This is a genomic window from Enterococcus sp. JNUCC 77 (assembly GCF_054819945.1).
The window spans coordinates 760,802-778,283 of record NZ_JBTHIG010000001.1 but is presented as its reverse complement, the minus strand read 5'-3'; the positions used below and the strand labels follow the sequence as shown (position 1 = coordinate 778,283).

The 17,482-nt window shown below is 34.6% G+C and carries 25 protein-coding genes; 4 read left to right on the top strand and 21 right to left on the bottom strand.

Going from position 1 to position 17,482, the window contains the following annotated elements:
- Positions 1-70: 70 nt before the first annotated feature.
- The 3 genes from ACVWNY_RS03945 to ACVWNY_RS03935 all read right to left on the bottom strand — a co-directional run bounded on the left by ACVWNY_RS03945 (position 71) and on the right by ACVWNY_RS03935 (position 2,997).
- Positions 71-520, bottom strand: a complete 450-nt coding sequence (locus tag ACVWNY_RS03945) for a DUF722 domain-containing protein (protein WP_454071713.1) — start codon at positions 518-520, stop codon at positions 71-73.
- Positions 521-1,242: 722 nt separating this feature from the next.
- Positions 1,243-1,740 carry a coiled-coil domain-containing protein gene (locus ACVWNY_RS03940; protein ID WP_454071712.1) on the bottom strand — a complete coding sequence of 166 codons (498 nt, stop codon included), beginning with the start codon at positions 1,738-1,740 and terminating at the stop codon, positions 1,243-1,245.
- Between the two features lie 30 nt (positions 1,741-1,770).
- On the bottom strand, positions 1,771-2,997 hold the full coding sequence (locus ACVWNY_RS03935) for a DNA cytosine methyltransferase (RefSeq protein ID WP_454071711.1): 1,227 nt from the start codon (positions 2,995-2,997) through the stop codon (positions 1,771-1,773).
- A gap of 59 nt (positions 2,998-3,056) precedes the next feature.
- On the opposite strand from ACVWNY_RS03935, the gene ACVWNY_RS03930 reads away from it, so the two are divergent.
- Positions 3,057-3,902, top strand: coding sequence for an HNH endonuclease (locus tag ACVWNY_RS03930; RefSeq protein WP_454071710.1), 846 nt, complete (start codon positions 3,057-3,059; stop codon positions 3,900-3,902).
- 41 nt (positions 3,903-3,943) lie between these two features.
- On the opposite strand, the gene ACVWNY_RS03925 is transcribed toward ACVWNY_RS03930, so the two are convergent.
- From ACVWNY_RS03925 to ACVWNY_RS03845, 17 genes are all read right to left on the bottom strand, one after another.
- Entirely contained in the window at positions 3,944-4,093 is a 150-nt protein-coding gene (locus ACVWNY_RS03925; protein WP_461211721.1) for a hypothetical protein, read from the bottom strand.
- A gap of 41 nt (positions 4,094-4,134) precedes the next feature.
- Positions 4,135-4,359: a hypothetical protein gene (locus ACVWNY_RS03920; RefSeq protein ID WP_438720188.1), complete on the bottom strand. Its 225-nt coding sequence runs from the start codon at positions 4,357-4,359 to the stop codon at positions 4,135-4,137.
- A 22-nt stretch (positions 4,360-4,381) separates the two neighbouring features.
- Positions 4,382-4,570: a hypothetical protein gene (locus ACVWNY_RS03915; protein WP_454071708.1), complete on the bottom strand. Its 189-nt coding sequence runs from the start codon at positions 4,568-4,570 to the stop codon at positions 4,382-4,384.
- A 182-nt stretch (positions 4,571-4,752) separates the two neighbouring features.
- Positions 4,753-4,959, bottom strand: coding sequence for a hypothetical protein (locus ACVWNY_RS03910; RefSeq protein ID WP_454071707.1), 207 nt, complete (start codon positions 4,957-4,959; stop codon positions 4,753-4,755).
- Between the two features lie 76 nt (positions 4,960-5,035).
- Positions 5,036-5,383 (bottom strand): hypothetical protein, encoded by a 348-nt coding sequence (locus tag ACVWNY_RS03905; protein ID WP_454071706.1) that lies wholly within the window; start codon positions 5,381-5,383, stop codon positions 5,036-5,038.
- Between the two features lie 40 nt (positions 5,384-5,423).
- Complete coding sequence (locus ACVWNY_RS03900) at positions 5,424-5,606, bottom strand: hypothetical protein (RefSeq protein ID WP_454071705.1); 183 nt, start codon at positions 5,604-5,606, stop codon at positions 5,424-5,426.
- Between the two features lie 4 nt (positions 5,607-5,610).
- Positions 5,611-5,823 carry a hypothetical protein gene (locus ACVWNY_RS03895; protein WP_454071704.1) on the bottom strand — a complete coding sequence of 71 codons (213 nt, stop codon included), beginning with the start codon at positions 5,821-5,823 and terminating at the stop codon, positions 5,611-5,613.
- On the bottom strand, positions 5,816-6,136 hold the full coding sequence (locus ACVWNY_RS03890) for a VRR-NUC domain-containing protein (RefSeq protein WP_454071703.1): 321 nt from the start codon (positions 6,134-6,136) through the stop codon (positions 5,816-5,818). Before ACVWNY_RS03890 ends, ACVWNY_RS03895 begins: the two co-directional genes overlap by 8 nt.
- Before the next feature lie 294 nt (positions 6,137-6,430).
- A complete protein-coding gene (locus ACVWNY_RS03885; protein ID WP_454071702.1) occupies positions 6,431-8,764 on the bottom strand; it encodes a phage/plasmid primase, P4 family in 2,334 nt (777 codons plus the stop codon).
- Complete coding sequence (locus ACVWNY_RS03880) at positions 8,764-9,276, bottom strand: DUF669 domain-containing protein (protein ID WP_454071701.1); 513 nt, start codon at positions 9,274-9,276, stop codon at positions 8,764-8,766. Before ACVWNY_RS03880 ends, ACVWNY_RS03885 begins: the two co-directional genes overlap by 1 nt.
- 17 nt (positions 9,277-9,293) lie before the next feature.
- On the bottom strand, positions 9,294-10,817 hold the full coding sequence (locus tag ACVWNY_RS03875; protein WP_454071700.1) for a DEAD/DEAH box helicase: 1,524 nt from the start codon (positions 10,815-10,817) through the stop codon (positions 9,294-9,296).
- Positions 10,789-11,514: an AAA family ATPase gene (locus ACVWNY_RS03870; RefSeq protein ID WP_454071699.1), complete on the bottom strand. Its 726-nt coding sequence runs from the start codon at positions 11,512-11,514 to the stop codon at positions 10,789-10,791. The genes ACVWNY_RS03875 and ACVWNY_RS03870 overlap by 29 nt, the downstream gene beginning before the upstream one ends.
- Positions 11,511-11,996, bottom strand: a complete 486-nt coding sequence (locus ACVWNY_RS03865; RefSeq protein WP_454071698.1) for a siphovirus Gp157 family protein — start codon at positions 11,994-11,996, stop codon at positions 11,511-11,513. The genes ACVWNY_RS03870 and ACVWNY_RS03865 overlap by 4 nt, the downstream gene beginning before the upstream one ends.
- Entirely contained in the window at positions 11,980-12,327 is a 348-nt protein-coding gene (locus ACVWNY_RS03860) for a hypothetical protein (protein WP_454071697.1), read from the bottom strand. Before ACVWNY_RS03860 ends, ACVWNY_RS03865 begins: the two co-directional genes overlap by 17 nt.
- Positions 12,328-12,351: 24 nt before the next feature.
- Positions 12,352-12,576 (bottom strand): hypothetical protein, encoded by a 225-nt coding sequence (locus tag ACVWNY_RS03855; protein WP_454071696.1) that lies wholly within the window; start codon positions 12,574-12,576, stop codon positions 12,352-12,354.
- Between the two features lie 11 nt (positions 12,577-12,587).
- Complete coding sequence (locus tag ACVWNY_RS03850; protein ID WP_454071695.1) at positions 12,588-12,905, bottom strand: DUF771 domain-containing protein; 318 nt, start codon at positions 12,903-12,905, stop codon at positions 12,588-12,590.
- 10 nt (positions 12,906-12,915) lie between these two features.
- Positions 12,916-13,107 carry a hypothetical protein gene (locus ACVWNY_RS03845; RefSeq protein WP_454071694.1) on the bottom strand — a complete coding sequence of 64 codons (192 nt, stop codon included), beginning with the start codon at positions 13,105-13,107 and terminating at the stop codon, positions 12,916-12,918.
- Between the two features lie 285 nt (positions 13,108-13,392).
- On the opposite strand from ACVWNY_RS03845, the gene ACVWNY_RS03840 reads away from it, so the two are divergent.
- From ACVWNY_RS03840 to ACVWNY_RS03830, 3 genes are all read left to right on the top strand, one after another.
- Complete coding sequence (locus ACVWNY_RS03840; RefSeq protein ID WP_454071693.1) at positions 13,393-13,761, top strand: helix-turn-helix domain-containing protein; 369 nt, start codon at positions 13,393-13,395, stop codon at positions 13,759-13,761.
- Positions 13,749-14,753: an ImmA/IrrE family metallo-endopeptidase gene (locus ACVWNY_RS03835; protein ID WP_454071692.1), complete on the top strand. Its 1,005-nt coding sequence runs from the start codon at positions 13,749-13,751 to the stop codon at positions 14,751-14,753. The genes ACVWNY_RS03840 and ACVWNY_RS03835 overlap by 13 nt, the downstream gene beginning before the upstream one ends.
- A gap of 64 nt (positions 14,754-14,817) precedes the next feature.
- Entirely contained in the window at positions 14,818-15,966 is a 1,149-nt protein-coding gene (locus tag ACVWNY_RS03830) for a site-specific integrase (RefSeq protein ID WP_454071691.1), read from the top strand.
- 112 nt (positions 15,967-16,078) lie between these two features.
- On the opposite strand, the gene sufB is transcribed toward ACVWNY_RS03830, so the two are convergent.
- A complete protein-coding gene (sufB, locus tag ACVWNY_RS03825) occupies positions 16,079-17,473 on the bottom strand; it encodes a Fe-S cluster assembly protein SufB (protein ID WP_218324513.1) in 1,395 nt (464 codons plus the stop codon).
- Positions 17,474-17,482 lie beyond the last annotated feature (9 nt).

Genomic DNA, 17,482 nt, shown 5'->3' with positions numbered 1-17,482 from the left:
ATTTCCATAATACTATATTATCAGGTTTTTACCCCCGTAAACGGTACTCTTTTTACCCCCTAAACGGTAATTATTTGAGTTTCAGCATTTTAGCTAGAATAGTCGCAGCTATAGTATCCTTTTTCCGACAGGCTTCTTCTGACAAATTCATCTGCTGACTAACCTTTACCCAACTTGGTAGTTCTTTAGCCCTTCTGAGGCTTTCACCTTTATCAGAAAGATATCTGTATTTAATAACCTCTACATAATCAGAAGGTAAGTCACTCAACATGTTTCTTACAAGTTCAACATGTCTTGCTGCTGTGACAAATTCATCATTAGTCCAAACACGTTCCATTTCAATTGCTTGCGGACCTTGATTCGATGAAACATGTGAACCACCAATATTTTCATCCGACTCTCTCCAAGGATGACGCAAGCTTTCTTCAATCACCTTAATCTGTTTGGCTTCATAATTATGGTGGCGTAAAACTTTTCTAGCATAGTTTCTTGCTTCTTCACTGACTTTATAATATCTCAAATGCTTACTCCTCCAATTAATTTATTGTTTTGACTCTTTTCTTACTTCTTCTTTCCCTACGAAATAACCCACATATAGGTCATGAACCAAAACACAACTCCGACAATAATTTTTAGTATCAATTAATTATCTCCTTTCCTTAAAAGAATACGTTTACTGACTAATATTACTATTCTTTGTAAGCGTTTTATGATAAACTATGAATACCAACAGACCATTTTCATTTTGTTCCACGCCAGTCGCAACTTGTGGCTGGTATTTTTATTTGCTAAAATATTTAAGTCTGCGGAAAACAGACACAACTGTTACAAAAATAGTTGCTAGTCAACTGCTTTTTTTGTTGTATCATGATTTAAAGTTAGCTCAGGTTCTAACACAAATTTGAATACCTAACTTATTGACCGTGGCTCCTATCGCCGCGGTCTTTTTAGTGATAAAATATCTAAGTCTGCGGAAACAGACAAGTGTAATTATCTTTAGGTAGCCAGTGGTCGGCTGCCTCTTTTTATTGTATAATCTAATTCGAGCCTAATTAATTATTAATGTAAAATTCTCCCAAAGCTTTTTACTTTTACATAATTAGACTCATTGACCGCCACCTATCCCGGCGGTCTTTTTGTGATATAATAATTGTAGCCATATTTTGATTAAACCATTCAAAGGCTGACCGTTATCTCTCTCCGAGTAACGGTCTTTTTCTGTAAAAGCCGACGTTAGCTGACTTATTTTGTTTTCACATAAAGTAAACTATCCAGAATATCTCTAGCCTCTTTCTTACTTAGATTGCCTTTATAATTTGTAACTAACTCAGAAAATTCGTTTAATATATCATCAGAAAAATCAAGAATTCTCTTTTTAGCAGTAGACTCCATCAGTTCATCTGACTGATTTTTTTCTTTTACCAGGTTGTTATTCTGAATTCGTAACGTACTGTTTTTCCCCTGTAATTCAGCATTTCTATCTTTTAACTCTTCAACAAGTTCTAACTGCTGTTCCAACAGTCTAATATCTGTTTCCTTTTTAGCTAGTACCACTTTTAAAGCATCAAATTCCTCGGTTCGTTGCTGAAGCTTTTTTATATAACTTTCTTTCTGTTCCAACTGATTCATCAGTTCTTTTTCTTTTTCATATCCCTGAACCACATAATTTTTCAAGTTGTCTACAGGAATATTGTCGGTCAAGGAAACTTCTTTTTCTTTTGGTTTAAATAAACTGAACATTAATAATGCTCCTTTCCGTAAATGGCTGAGTTAGCTGACTTCTAATCTTCTAGCTATATCATAAATTACTGGCACAGTGACCGAGTTTCCGGCTTGTTTATATAGCTGACTATCAGAGTTAACATTTGATGCTTTATCAAAAGCCCCGTCAGGGAATCCCTGTAGCCTCCAACATTCACGAGGTGTGAGCTTTCGAATCTGAAATGAATCAGTTACTACAGCTTGCTCCTCTCCTGTTAAAAGAGTATTAGCTATACCTTTGCCGACTCTGCCACGTCTTGTCTCAGATTTACGATGAGAGAGATTGACACTGTCACCAGGTAAGGCTTCTGAATAGCCTTTAGAAGTTGCTTCTTTAACTTTCAAAAAGTTATTCTCATGCCAGCTACTACTTGAAAGTGTTGGCGCAATTTCATAAGATCCCCCTTCGTTATATCCTCTGGGTTTTTGTAAAATAGCAACACCATGTTTGTCTTGAGCGGTTAATGTAAACATCTCTTCGCCGTTTTCTTTGAATCTCCTACCGTTTTGCCGTTTTTCTAAACGGTCTGGAGTCAAGACAGGAATTGCTATCTTTAGTGCATCCTTTTGAGTTGTAGTGCTACACATTGTTGGTGAAATACTATCGATCGATACAACATCACCGCTTTGAGATTTTCCTTTTTTCCTGATATTCCCTATTTTTTTGATTCCATATTTTTTATTAGCCGATTGGTCATCTTTTGAGAAAGGAAATACTTGTCTGGTACTACCTCCTCTAAGATGTCCGATAATGAATATTCGCTCCCTGTTTTGCGGGATATAATCCTTTGAGTTAAACAAACTCCATTCACAGTCATACCCGAGTTCATCCAAGGTTCTGAGGATTGTCTCGAACGTAGACCCTCCTTCGTGATTGAGGAGTCCTTTGACGTTCTCAAGGAATAAATATTTTGGTCTGAGAATAGATGCGAACCTTGCAATTTCAAAAAAGAGAGTTCCTCGAGTATCTTCGAAACCTTTCCGTTTTCCCGCAATACTGAAAGCCTGACACGGAAATCCTCCGCAGATAACATCGACACTTCCGATTCTTCGAATAAACTCATCTGTAACTGCAGTGATGTCATGCATTTCAACCTCATTTTCTGTATTATGAATCGCTTTGTAGCTTTTTCTTGCGAATTTATCTTTTTCGCAAAATCCAACACATTTGTGTCCAGCTTGTTCCATACCGAGACGAAAGCCGCCAATCCCGGCAAACAAATCTAAGAATTTCAAACTTCCATCTTCTTTCTTTAATTAGTTATTTTGGTGTAGTATTAGTGAGAGGTGATAATATGGTAAAATTTGAAAGAATATCCGCAACAGACCAAAGGTTTGTTGCTGTAAAAGAGCTTTATTCAGAACACTTGCACGAGTTTTATGATTACGCAAACATGCTTACACAAAAAGCAGGCCGAGTTAAAGTTAAATCCAATAAAGCTGCCTCATATGAGAAATACCTTGTTCGATTCATTATTTTATATGAGGATTATTTTAAAGACGATGTGCCTAATCTTTTAACTTTCGAATCTCTTTTTAAATTTAAAAAAGTTTCAGCACTAGATGGTTTTAAAGAGTTTAATAAAGAAACAAATCATTTTTTTAGCGCAACCCTAAATTGCTTCACAAGTTTTTTATCTTATAAAAATCAAGCAGCTGAGTTGATTAGTGATGAAATTTTAAATAATGAACTATCTCAACTGTCAAAATTGCAAGAACAAAAACCCAATACAAACTTAAAATCCCCCAAAAAAAAGCCTAATAAATCTGTTCAAACTCCAAAAGGAAATGCCTATCTTCGTGACATTAATGAGGCTATTCAAGCCAAAAAGAACAGTAATTGGCAATGTGAAATGGATAGTAGTCATACTACTTTTATTTCAGAAACAGATAAAATGCCTTTTGTTGAAGCTCACCACTTAATACCAATGTCAGTACAAGACTCCTATATATATAGTCTTGATTTCGCTGATAATATTGTTTCGCTTTGTCCAAACTGTCATAGACTTGTCCATCATTCCACTAGTGAAATTAGAAAAAAAGCGTTAGAAAAGCTTTTCAAAACAAGAAAAGACAAGTACAAAATACATGGAATCGGAATTGACCGAAAAACATTACTAACCTATTATGGAATTATTTAATGCAAAAGCTGAGTAATCAGCTTTTTCTGTTATCTTGGTGGTTAGCGGAATTCATTTAACTTCCGATCAAGATTGTCCTTAGCTTTTTCATCAAAAAATACATATTTTTCTTTATTAGGATTCGTAAAACCCTCTTTAATAATTTTAATGATTTGAACCAATTGTTTTAATATGACTCGAATTGTTTTCAATTTCATCTACCTTTATGCTAAATCCGCCTTTAACAAACTAATCAATTTCTTTCTATGTCTATTTCTTCGCTAGAAAGATAATTCGCTAGACAGTCATTGTCACAAAACATATTGTCGCTACCATCTTCAAATTGAAAAAAATTCATAATTAAAAAATTGTCTCGAATTGTTACAAAGGATTGGCTTGTAAATCCTTCTTCATCAAATAAATTTTTTCTACAGTTGGCGCAAATTGAATTTTCTTTATCAAAATTTGGATAACTCATTTTTATCCCTCGTTTCTTCGAATTACTGAATTGATTTTTTGTATTCTTTAACTGCACTAGCATTCTCTAAAATGTAATCTGAGTCATAACGTTTAGTTAGAATATTTTCTAATAATTTAGGGTTAATAAAAAAATTATTAGCTACCTCTCTCGCTTTTTTTGATTCTTGAAAAGTTTCATCATAAATTTTAGATGTTTCCAGGTTTGGCAAATATCCCCCCGTAGCATCAACATACCAATAGGACACTATTACTCGCTTTCTACTTCGTCCATGAAGTTTTATCGAATAATCTATTCCGTTATAACTGACACTTGCATATAAAGAATGAGGTGCTTTTTTATTTTTCTCATCGCTTATCTCCTATGAATTCAGCAATCTCCGTCGTTTATTGACTATTCTTTAAGTGCATTTTTCATAAAAGCCAGTCTTGTTTCAAGTCGGAAAATCACATAATGCTTGATAGTATTAAAATTCTCATAGATAAATTCTTCTTCTTCTGAGCCTTCTTCAATTTCATTTTCAGCAATAAAATCTTCTGGAAAAATGTCACCTTTACTTCTGCTCAATAATTCTTCTACATGTTTGATTTCAATTTTCATTCATTGCTCCTCCGTTCTATTTGACCAAAACAGCCATTTTGGTTAAATAATTCCGCTAAATCTTTCGTTTGCTGACTTACCAATTTAAACTTTCAGGTATTGGATTACCATGTGGATCATAAACAGGTACACGTCTTTTATTTAACCGTTTAATCATAAATTCTGTGTTGATATCTTCCACGCTTACTATTTTTACAAACCAATCCATTCCTATATTTCCAATGCAAGCTTTAGCACCGTTCAAAGCACGTCCATAGGAAGAATATGTTTTAAGCTTTTTTGATATATAAGTCGAGTTATCTTCTAGCGAATCAATCAATATTGGGTACTGTTCCATTCCCCAATATTGTGACCAATACCCACAATAAAATCCACATAAACCTTCAGTCCAGGCATACAAAACATATTTTTTCGTCACTGTCATGACCTCACCTCATTCCGCTATTTCTTCCGTTTGCTGATTTTTATAAATCATCCTCATCGTCTTCATCATTTATCAGTTGATCAAACGCACCAGACATAATTTTTAGTTTTGAACTATATTCTGCTTCGGTTATTTCTTTATCGAGATCAACATGAAACATTGCACTTGTAGTAATTCCGTGTTTTTCGTAAAGTTCGTTATAAAAATCTCTCATTGTAGGCATCTAATCAATCCTCCCAATCTTCAAACAAAATCGCATAATCATCTATATCTAATAATTCTGCTATATCCGCGATCTTTTTAAGACTAACGTTCAGTTTGCCTTGTTTTGCTACAGAACTATTGCCGCCCACAAGCTCATACCAATTAATTTCTTTGTTTTGTCTGTGCCAATCGACATTTTTCCAGAATGTTTCAAATATTGATTTTCTTTCAGGCATCTAATTCACCCACAATTCTTAAGGCATCATCGACTGAACGAGCAATGCCATATAAAACGGGTTGCTGCTTTAAGAAATTACCAAATTTAACTTGATCTTCCCTGAGTCTCCCAGTTTCATTTTTCACCTCAATAGCGAAAAATATACCTTGATTGGTCCAGCCAAATAAATCTGGCCATCCCTTTGGCAATCCAGTATCAAACCAGCGTCCGTCTTCTGTTTTTACTTTTCCTACATTACCTCGATAAACAAAATGACCATATTTAGGTAATTCTCTTCTAATTGCATTTTGAATGTCTATTTCTGCTGTCATAAAAACCTCCTAACCAATGGGTAGACAGTTCAACCAAATAGGTAGACAGTTTGAAATCTTTCTATCCCTTGTCGCTCTAAGCGTTAAGTCAATTAGGTAGATAGTTTCATAGTTTTTCTGGGTTGCATTTGTATTTTATATATTTACTCTTTTTATTTTTAAAATTTAACTCTATATAAAAACTATCTACACTATCTACCTAACTGTGTTGAGCCTTACAGCCGTATAGGTTTATTTGGGTAGACAGTTTTTCAAAAACTATCTACCAACTATCTACCTAACTGTCTACCTATTTTATAAACCGGGTACTGAAACAGAATATTCTTTGTATTTTATTTTTAAATTTACACCCCGATAGACTACTTTTCCTTTAATTTTGGCTTTTTCATATTTATCAGAAACTTTCTTACCGAATTGAGTTTGTGTGAATTGGTGTTCGTTCATGTTCTTAGCCCATTTGTCATAGGCTCTGAACAATTCTGTTGCCCCGATTGAATAACCGGGTCCTGTTTCGCAACATTCTTCAATAAAACCACCAATGACATCCATTTCTTTTCGGTATTCTAAAGTAGCTTTTTGTATATCTTGAGGTGGTTTAAGTCCCTCCCTCTGCCACATTAAACAACCTTCTACAGCCCAATTAAATATCCCTGGCAATTCTCGCATCAGTTTTTCTTTGAGATTCTTGTCTACCTTTTCAAGAGGTATCTGAACTGTAAATGGTATTAAAGGTAATCTCCGCCATATCCCATCGTCATTGCCACGAATGATCGGTTTATGGTTAGTAGCTAACCAAATTTTGTATTTTGGTGTGTAATCGAAGGTATGGCCACCTTTGTAACTGGCAGAAACTACATCACCGCCAGTTAATTGTTTGATTAATCCTTCATCTAAACGAACACCCTCGTTGGGTTCTGATGATGTAACTAAACGTGCACCGTCTAATCTAGCGATATCTTCATTGTGTCCATTGCTGTTGCCTTGTTTGACCATTAAACTACTTGCTTGCATGCCCATGGCATAGGTTCCCATGATTTCCCGAATAATATCTAAAAATACAGATTTTCCGTTACGACCATTTCCAAAGAGAATAAACATTACCTGCTCTTTTATTGAGGCTGTCATGGAATAACCTACGGCTTTTTGAATGTAGTGAATCAATTCTGTGTTCCCACCAAAAATTTGATTTAGAAATACTTCCCACCTTGGGCAGTCACTTTTATCTGTGTATTCTGCATTAGATATTCGGGTAAACATCTTATCAATTTTATGTTCGTGCAAAATACCATCTGATAAATCCAAATAACCATTCTGAGCATTAAACAACATATCGTCCGCATCAAATTCTTCAGGCAATACTGCCACATTGTGCTTTAATTCCCGCATCATGGCTTCTTTACCAGCATTATTCCGTGAACGTTTTAGATGCTTCTCTTTGGCTTCAATTGAAGCTTTAGTATCATCTTCGCTAGCATTTTTAGGAACATTAATAGGTTCTTTCTTGAATATCTCAATTGTTTGATCTACCCATTTTCTAACGGCACCAATATTATCCTGCTCCCAGTTTTTACCATTGTAGAAATACCAAATTTTATTGACGTAACTAAAGCGAGTAAGTGTTCCATAAATATCAAGAAAACGTTCGGCATTTCCTGTATCATCGTATGAATAAAAACGTTTAGGTTTATCATCTTTGGTTATTCCTGGTATGGATAAGAAATAATCATCGGCAGTTTTTTTGCCACTGTAATGATTTGTATTTTCTGAAATAGCCTTGTTCAATATTCCGATTCCATAGGTTGTTTTCCCACGCTTCTGATCGTACTTATCACGCATCATGGCTGACATCCGGAAGATTTCATCCATCTTCTGAAAATCGCCAGCCGCCCAGAAGGCTAAATCATTGGCAAATGCCAAATCTGCCTCAGATTGACTGGTATATAATTTTTCCCAGCCACCATCCATGAATAATTTAAAACGTGCTCCTGTGGATGAATTTTGCGCCGTCTGTATAATGTCGTCTATTGATAAATCATTGCCATCTTCCCATTGACGACTAGAGAAATCGTGTTTTACTACAGTTTTATTCTCTAAATAACGGCTATATAAGAAGTTCATTTGTGTTTCAGGAATCTCATTGATTTCATTATTTGTCCCGAAGAAATTTCCTGTAATAGCGAAGAAGCGACCGTCTGTATACATTTCAACGTTACCTTTTCGTCTACGACTTCCCGGAATATTGCCTTTACCTATAATGTGAATCCCTTTACCACTCATTGAAATTTCTGAATATGTTTTAGTAGAGTTCATAAATACATATACTAAATTATTTTCAATATCTCCTTCTAAAAATCGATTCAAATCTTCTTCGATATCATCTAAATCAATTCCCATATAAGGTGGTTTAAAATAAAATGCTAATCCGTCAGCTTTATATGTCGCAATAGCAGAGAGAGCGGTCTGGAAATCAGACCATTTGCTCTCATCAGTGCTACTGCCCAGCTTTCCTGTAAAAGGATCATACGGCTTTTTATTCCACTTCCCTCGTTGTTCATTCCATGAGCGTTTGAAGATTCCCCACTGTTTCAGCTCACGAAGTTCTAAGGGAATGCGCTCATAATTGTTCATTAGAACGGAAGGCTTGAGTCTGGAACATTAATTGGTGCATTGTCCCGACCGAAGTCAGTTTGTGAGGATTCCTTCTTTTTCCATTGATGCTGTAATTCTGGAAAATTACTTTTTTCAAATTTCTTAATATTGGTATTGTCATAAGTCTGACCGTTATATTCAGACTGTTCATTTTTTACTCGGACCTTGGCAGTACGAAAAGCAAAGTCGTTTAAAAAATCTTGAAAAGAAGCGTATTCTTTTCCATCAGGTAAGCCAAAACTTTTAGCTAATGACATGACCATCCCTAAATTGTATTTTCCTGTTTCTTTAGACTTCCAAATCTTATGGAACAAATGACTGTTTTGTCTTTGCTGCTGAAGATCATTTCTAATTACCATATCGAAGTTAAGATTTTCTGCTCCGTTTTTAGTTGCTTGTTCTGTCACATTAAAAATGACTACTTCATAATCTCCATCTGGTACTGCACTGAAATCCTGTGCTTCGTTGTAATCTACTTTAAATCCTGTCATAAGTTTTTACCTCTTCCTTAATAAAATTTTTCTTTGAACCAATCAGGTTCTTTTTTTACTTCTTGAGACTTTTTAAATGCCCAATCATAGGCTTTTAATATTTTTTCAAGGGATAATTTACTTTCTATAGAAAACTCTTCTAACTGATTAAGAGTATATTTTTGTTTTCTATATGCAGTTAACGAACCAAACAATTTAAATAGCGGATTACCTTTTCCTGCTATTATTACTTTTGCATCAGCGATTTTATAATTTTCAATTAATGATTTTTCTTTAGTAATCTTTTTTCTAGCAAGCCTGAAGTTCTGCATTTTTTCTACTTTCAATTCAACCAACTCAACCGTCTTGTCAAAAGTTACGTTAGAATTTTCTTTTTGATCAATTTCAGCTAAGCAAAATGGACAGTGTGGTTTATCTTCTATTTTTAACAAACTTTTCAATAGAAACTGTTGCCCACAAGTGTGACATGTCATTCTTGGGGGACCACCTTCTGAGCCTGTTGTTTTTTTCTTTTTCTGTCCTTTCAAAGACCATTCAAAATCATCAACTGGCAATCCAAGATTTGCACCATTTCCAACGTGATCCAGAATAATTGACTGCTTGCCTTCCACATACCGCATACCACGCATGGACTGCTGTAGATGCAGTACAATTGATTGTGTTGGTCGACAAAGAATAATTACACCAACATCTGGAACGTTAAAGCCTTCAGATATCAAATCCACATTGCATAGAATTGTAATTTTCTTAGATTTAAAATCTGTCATAATGGCATCCCGCTCTTTTATGGGTGTTGTGCCATCTGCATGAACTGCATAAATACCTGCTTCATTGAACCATTGAGCAATTAATTTACTGATTTTTATCGTCGGCGCATAAACAATCGCTTGTCTTCCTTTAGCATATTTTTGATAGTTTTCAATAATATCCCCACAAATAGTTGCGTCAGACTCAAATAATTTTTCCGAGGATTGACTTTCTCGTTTCAAATTTTTAAAATCTATTTTCATTCGATCAATTAATGGAATTGAAAACCAACGATATGGAGCTAAGTTTTTATTTTCAATGAGCCATCGAATTGTGGGCCCTTGGACCATTTCATCATAAATATCAGTAAATCCTTCACCACTTAATCGATAAGGCGTTGTTGTGAAACCCAGTCTCGGAACATCGTAGAAATACTCATAAATTGCTTTATAAGTCTTAGCTTTACCATGATGCCCTTCATCAGTAATTATTAATGTCGGCTTTTCCATCGATTCCAATCGGTTTTTTGCCATCACTGCAGATAAGATAATTACTTTATCAAGGTCTACATCGTTGGTTTCCAGCGATTCCCTTATGTTGTCTAATAATTCTCTCCGATGGGCTAAAAACAGGACTGTTCCGCCTCTATTCGTAGCCAATCGAACAATTTCTGCTATTACAACTGATTTACCGCTACCTGGAGGAGATTGAATCAAGACTCCCTTAACGCCTGTAGCAAGGAAATTTCGTGATTCTGTAACTAATCTATTCTGGTACTGTCGAAGTTTGTACATCTTCAACACTTTCCTTCACATCACCGATATCAAATAGCTCTTCTACTGAAGAAGCTGTTCTATTATCCAGTCGATTTTTAGCATAGATTGCATCATTACCTTGTAAAATCACACCACGATTCCCTGTGTCAGGATTAATAATCATTCGTCCAACAATATCAGTTAAACCCATCAAACCATCTCTAACAGAGTCACGAATTTGTGGTGCGTACTGATTGAATGTTTGACCCTTTTCTGTGGTAATTTCTCTTTGATTTTCCCAAGCTGTTACTAGGATATTGACGCCTTTCATCAAATAGATTGTCGTCATTATTCTTGCAAAATAATTTGTCCACTGACTATAATCTTGTATCTCGTTACTGATACCATTTTTTGATGATCTTCCACGTTCAACAAACCAATCTCTTTCAAAACTAGAAATATTATCAATGACTAAATTGTCATAATCTTTTATCAGCTTTGGAGCTTCTAAAATAAATTCAGAAATAAACTCATGGGGATGAACCCGGTCAAATGAAATGACGTCGATATTTTCTTCACCAGACAATACCTTTGATGAATCATCCAGATCCAAAACTAACGTTTTTCCAGTTAAATATTTAGCTACTGACGTTTTACCTGTACCCGGTTTGGCATAAATCATGATTCGCCAGTCTTTATCACGTTTGATGTCTGAGGCTTTCTTAATTTCCATCATCTAATCCTCACACTTTCCGTTTGAATTAATACAACAACGCCAGGTAATTCCAAACCATCTTTTAATTCTTGCTTCAACTGCGTTTTATCTAATTTGGCTGGTTGTGGAATATAGAATCCTTCTGGAATACCTTTTTCATCAATCACATGAACCGAAGGCGCATTCTTTTGAATAGCTACTGTTAAAAGTTCTCCATTAATTTTTTTCTTACCGATGGCTTCCATTTGTTCCTGTAAATAAACCTTCATGGATTTAGCATTGTTTTTCATGGTTATTTTACGTTGTGTTAGTCTCTTAATTTCAGCATCAATAATTGTCGCTTGGCTTTCAATTTCTTTAATGGACTTAGCAATATTTTCTGCTTTATCATCGAAAGCTTCGTTAATTGAATCCAGTGTGTCTTTTAATGTTCCATCGTCCAATTGGTCAGCCATTTCTACTACATAGTTGTAGTTATCAGCCAACTTATAAAGTATTGCCATATAATTCATCTCCTCTTACTGGTTTAAAATCAAAAAATGCGGCATATCCGTTAGCTTTTATAAAATCGAATAAAGCGGATTTAATCGTTTCTTCGTATTCGCTTCTACGCATTGCTTCTCTCAACAATTCATTCGCTTCACCAGCAGTTAAATCTTCAATATATTTTTCAGTAAAACTTTCTAGATTTTCTTCTTTAACAAATTCATGATCGTTCTTGTAAATGACATCTTCTGAAGAAACTTCCGAATCAAGAGCATCGTGAATCGGACGATAATTTTCTTCTGGTATATCAAGAAGATGACAGTCTATTTCTTTTTCTAGTGAGGCCATGTTATAATCTCCTTAAATAGATTGTTACACTTTGACACGATTAGCTTGCCGGCGATCGTGTCTATTTTTTTGTTGTACATAGTCAGTAATAATTAAAATACCGACTAAAAAAATTGATAATTGCCAGATACCAGTAAAAACGCTTATTAACACTGAACCGGTCAAAAACGATTTTTTCGCACGTCTTCTAGAAACTTTTTTAGCATTAACCTTGGGTACGTAATCTTCATAATAAAAATCGTTTCGCATATCCATACCTCCTAATAGTCTGGTAACTCATTAAATAACCGCTTTAAAAATGGTCTAATTCGTTCAGCATCAATTAACCATTGAGCTTTGGGACTATCGCTTTCTTTTTTTGCAATCTTGTTTTTCCTCACGTATGGATCATCAATAATGAATTGCATAATCCAACCTCTTTTACGTCGTGTAATTTTTTCCAAGTCGGCAATCGTTAGCCATTCAGGTCGTAATGATTTATCATACAATTTCTTGATATACTCTTTAGCATATTTTTCCATATACCTATCATCTACTTGGATAGCTACTTGAATAGGAATATCAGCGTGCTGCATCATCTTTTGCCTCCTATCTGATTTTGTAATATTCGATTATTGCGGTCAAAGTTTCGTGAGCTTTTCTGCTTTGATTTTTTCCTGAAAGATAGTCATTTAGATCCTGTTTAGCTACTCCAAAATATGTGGCAACTGTGACCAAAGAAATTTTTTTGTCTTCGAAATACTTACGAATCTTATTTCTCCCAATTGTAGTATCCGGCATTTTTTTCACCTCCTAATAAAAATGTAAGTTATTCTAAAAGAAAAAGTGTAACTATTTGTTGACTTCCTTGACCCATTCGGATACTATTAGGGTATAGAAAAATAAGGCTAATAATACCTTTTTAAATTTGCTGCAGTCGCCAAACTTTGCAATTAGGGTATGTTTTTAGTTTGTCTATCTATTAGAATAACTTACAAAAGAAGTATAACCCAAACGGATACTATTTTCAACACTTAAGTTATATTTTTGGGTATTTTTCTTTTGGATTATAAGGAGAATGCCATCATGACAGTATTTGAACGAATTCAAGAATTGGCAAAAAACCAAGGAAAAAGCGTAAAACAAATTTCCAAAGAACTAGGATTCGGTGAAAGTACGATTTACAAATGGAAAATACAATCACCTAAAATCGAGTATTTAGAAAAAGTAGCTGCAAAGTTAAACACTACCACAGATTACTTGATAGGAAAGTCGGACAATCCAAACATTAAAGAAAACTTGCTTGATGAAAGTGAAAATGATTTAATTGCTGCTTTTCGTCTTGAAAGTAACAATATGAGTCCAGAAGAAAAGAAAAAATTTAACCAGTCTCTTAAAGGCATGATGAGAATTGCTAAAGGATTACTTCAAGATGATTCTAATTGGAAAGAATAGTTGGTGAAATCATGAGAAAGTTTGAATATCAGAGAGTTACAGATATAGAATATGAAGAATATAAACTAAAATCCCAAATTTTAATTCAGGATATTTCTTTTCAATTAGGAAAGGCAATATCACAATTAACTTATCGGGATGTTATTCAATATTTTCAAATTAATTACAATCTAAGCTTTACATTTTTTGATGTCCACCCTCTTTCGCATCTTGATATAGATTGGACAACTGGCATACCAGATAATTCCTGGATAAAATTTAAACAACTTATCAAGACTGCTAATTTTCGCTTTATGGATTCTGAAATTGTTCATCGAATATCTGGTGTTACCATCCCAGACAATAATCGAACACTTATATTGATCAACCAAAATAGACCACTGACTCGTATTATTTTTACTATTTTACATGAATTATCGCATTTTTATTTCCATATTAGAGATTCTGAATTAAAAGAAGTTTTTATTTCTTTGGCAAGTGACCAATTAGACGGAGTCTATAATGAGGAATTGATTCCTTTTGAAAATGAAGCTAATGTTATTGCGTCATTATTATATTGCAATCATGAAACTTTAGAATACATGATTGCTAACAGATTTACTTTTAAAGACATGGCAAATCATGTTGGAATGAGCGACTCTGCCATGCATAATCGATTAATAAACTACTTAGATCACAGTTTTTCAATCAGACCAGGAATGAGCTTAGATTATGTTGTTAAATTTAGAAATGGAAATAATAAAATATTTGACTTTATAGAAAATTTAAAGCGTACAAAAGAAAAAAGAATTAAAAAAAATGCGGAAACAGTTGCCTTAGTGAAAATGCAGGCTGCATATAAAGACAAGTTGAGTGGAAGTGAATTTTGGGACGACATTTTAGTCAATATGGGGTTTGTTGACAACGATGTTGCATTATCTGAAGAAAAATCCATTTATTCACCGAATACTAATCAGAATTTTCTTGATGATAATAATTCCACGTTTCACTAAATTTCTTTGAAAATTAAAATTTTTTATCTAAATACCATGTAAACTCAGAAAGGAGTAATTCATTATGGCTAGTGTTAAACAGCAAGCGAATGGTAAATGGCGTTTTCGAATGCGGTATAAGGAAAATGGTAAATTCAAAGAAGTATCCAGAAGTGGATTTCGGACAAAAAGGGATGCACAAGCTGCTGCTAATGATATAGAACGACAACATCGTAACGGAGTTAGTATCAGTGGTGGAAACATTCTAGTTGAAGATTATTTACCAGATTGGTTAGAAACTTTCAAGAAACCACACGTTAAGCAATCAACTTATTTAAGATTAGAGCGCGCAATAAGATTACATATATTACCTACATTTGGCCTCATGAAACTTAATGAGATTACTAGAAAAGATGTGGTTAAATGGGTAAATCATCTTAGCGAAGAAAAAAATCAACTTAAAAGTACCGTACGTTCAAATTTACTCGTCCTTAGAGACGCACTGGAAACAGCAACTATCGAACTTGACTTTCTTGAAAAAAACGTTGCAAGTGGCATCAAAATTCCAGGAAAAGAATCATCTGATAAAGTAAAGTTTTTCACTAGAGATGAACTTGATCAATTACTGACTTTTCTTAGTACCTATCAACTTGGAAAATACGGTCACTCAATTCAATATTATGCGTTATTTACTCTACTTTCACATACAGGATTAAGATTAGGTGAAGCTTTAGCATTAGAATGGTCTGATATAAATTTTGAAACGAAAATGTTATCTATTTCAAAAAATCTTGCTTATGATGATCACAACAATGCTGTCATAACGACGCCTAAGTCTGAGTCAAGCAAACGTATTATTAAGATGGATGCTATTACAGTAGACGTATTAAAAAGACACAAAGTGAATAAAAATGAGTGTATTTTAAAATATCCGTCATATTTAGCGCCAAAAAATATTAACCAAATTTTTTCAAATGAAAATGGAAATTACCTGAGACATTCTGTTGTTCGAGATTTTTTTGCTGTTTCATGCAAACGAGCTAAAGTACCTGTTCTTTCTCCGCATGCACTTAGACACAGTCATGCGGTTCATCTATTAGAATCTGGTGCAACATTAAAATATGTAAGTTCTCGACTAGGTCATAAAACTATATCAATAACTGCTGATACTTATCTTCATATAACCCAAAAAATTGAGAATGATGCGTTAGATTTATACGAAAAATATATATAAAAAGAGTATCCAAAAGGACACTCTAATTTTTAATCTAATTTTTTGTGGCAAATTTGTGGCAAACAGCCGCAACAGCTTCACTAAAACCCTTATAAACACTGGTATAAAGCGGTTATCCCACACTGCCTTCCATCTCGTACTGAATCAAACGATTCAACTCGACAGCATATTCCATCGGTAATTCTTTGGTAAATGGTTCCACAAATCCCATAACAATCATTTCAGTTGCTTCTTGTTCAGAGATTCCACGACTCATTAAGTAATACAATTGTTCTTCGGAAATTTTTGAAACTTTGGCTTCATGTTCTAGAGATACGTTGCCATTCATAATTTCATTGTAAGGAATGGTATCTGAACTCGATTGATCGTCCATGATGATCGTATCACATTCGATATGTGAAAATGAGCCTTCACTGTCTCTTGTAAAACGAACGGTTCCACGATAATCTACCGCGCCGCCATCTTTGGCAATTGATTTAGAAACAATTGAGCTTGAAGTATTTGGTGCATTGTGAATCATACGGGCGCCATTATCTAAAACAATATTTTTACCAGCTACAGCAATTGATAACATTGTTCCACGAGCGCCACGGCCATTCATGTACACGGATGGATATTTCATGGTTACTTTTGAACCTAAGTTACCATCGATCCATTCCATCGTCCCGTTTTCTTCAGCAGAGCCACGTTTGGTTTCTAATGAATAGACATTATTTGACCAGTTTTGAATCGTTGTGTAGCGGCAATAGCCATCTTTTTTAACAAAAACTTCTACTACGGCAGCATGTAAACTATCTGAAGAATACGTTGGTGCTGTACAGCCTTCAACATAGTTTATACTTGCGCCTTCGTCAACGATAATTAATGTCCGTTCAAATTGTCCAGTGTTGGCTGAATTAATTCGGAAATAAGACTGAATTGGAATATCAGTTTTTACTCCTTTTGGTACATAGATAAAGCTACCACCTGACCAAGCAGCTGAATTTAAGGCAGCTAATTTATTATCAGTCGGAGGAACCAAAGTCCCAAAGTATTCTTTCAATAATTCGGGATACTCTTGTAAAGCCGTATCCGTATCGGTAAAGACAATTCCTAATTTTGTGAATTCGTCTTTCATATTGTGATAGACCACTTCTGATTCATATTGGGCGGAAGCACCGGCTAAGTAAGCTCGTTCCGCTTCAGGAATCCCTAAACGTTCAAAAGTTGTTTTGATTTCTTCTGGTACATCATCCCAGTCACGGGCTTTTTTATCACTAGAGCGGATAAAGTAATTAATTTTATCAAAATCTAAATCAGATAAATCAGGACCGTAATCTGGCATGTCCATCTTATAAAATGCTTTTAAAGATTTTAAACGGAAGTCAAGCATCCATTCTGGTTCATTTTTAGCGCGAGAAATTTCGCGAATGACATCTTCTGATAATCCGTCACCGGTTGTGAAGACGGGCTTAACATCATCGTGAAAACCATATTGATATTCTTCTTGTAATTCAAGTTCGCTCATACTTTTCAC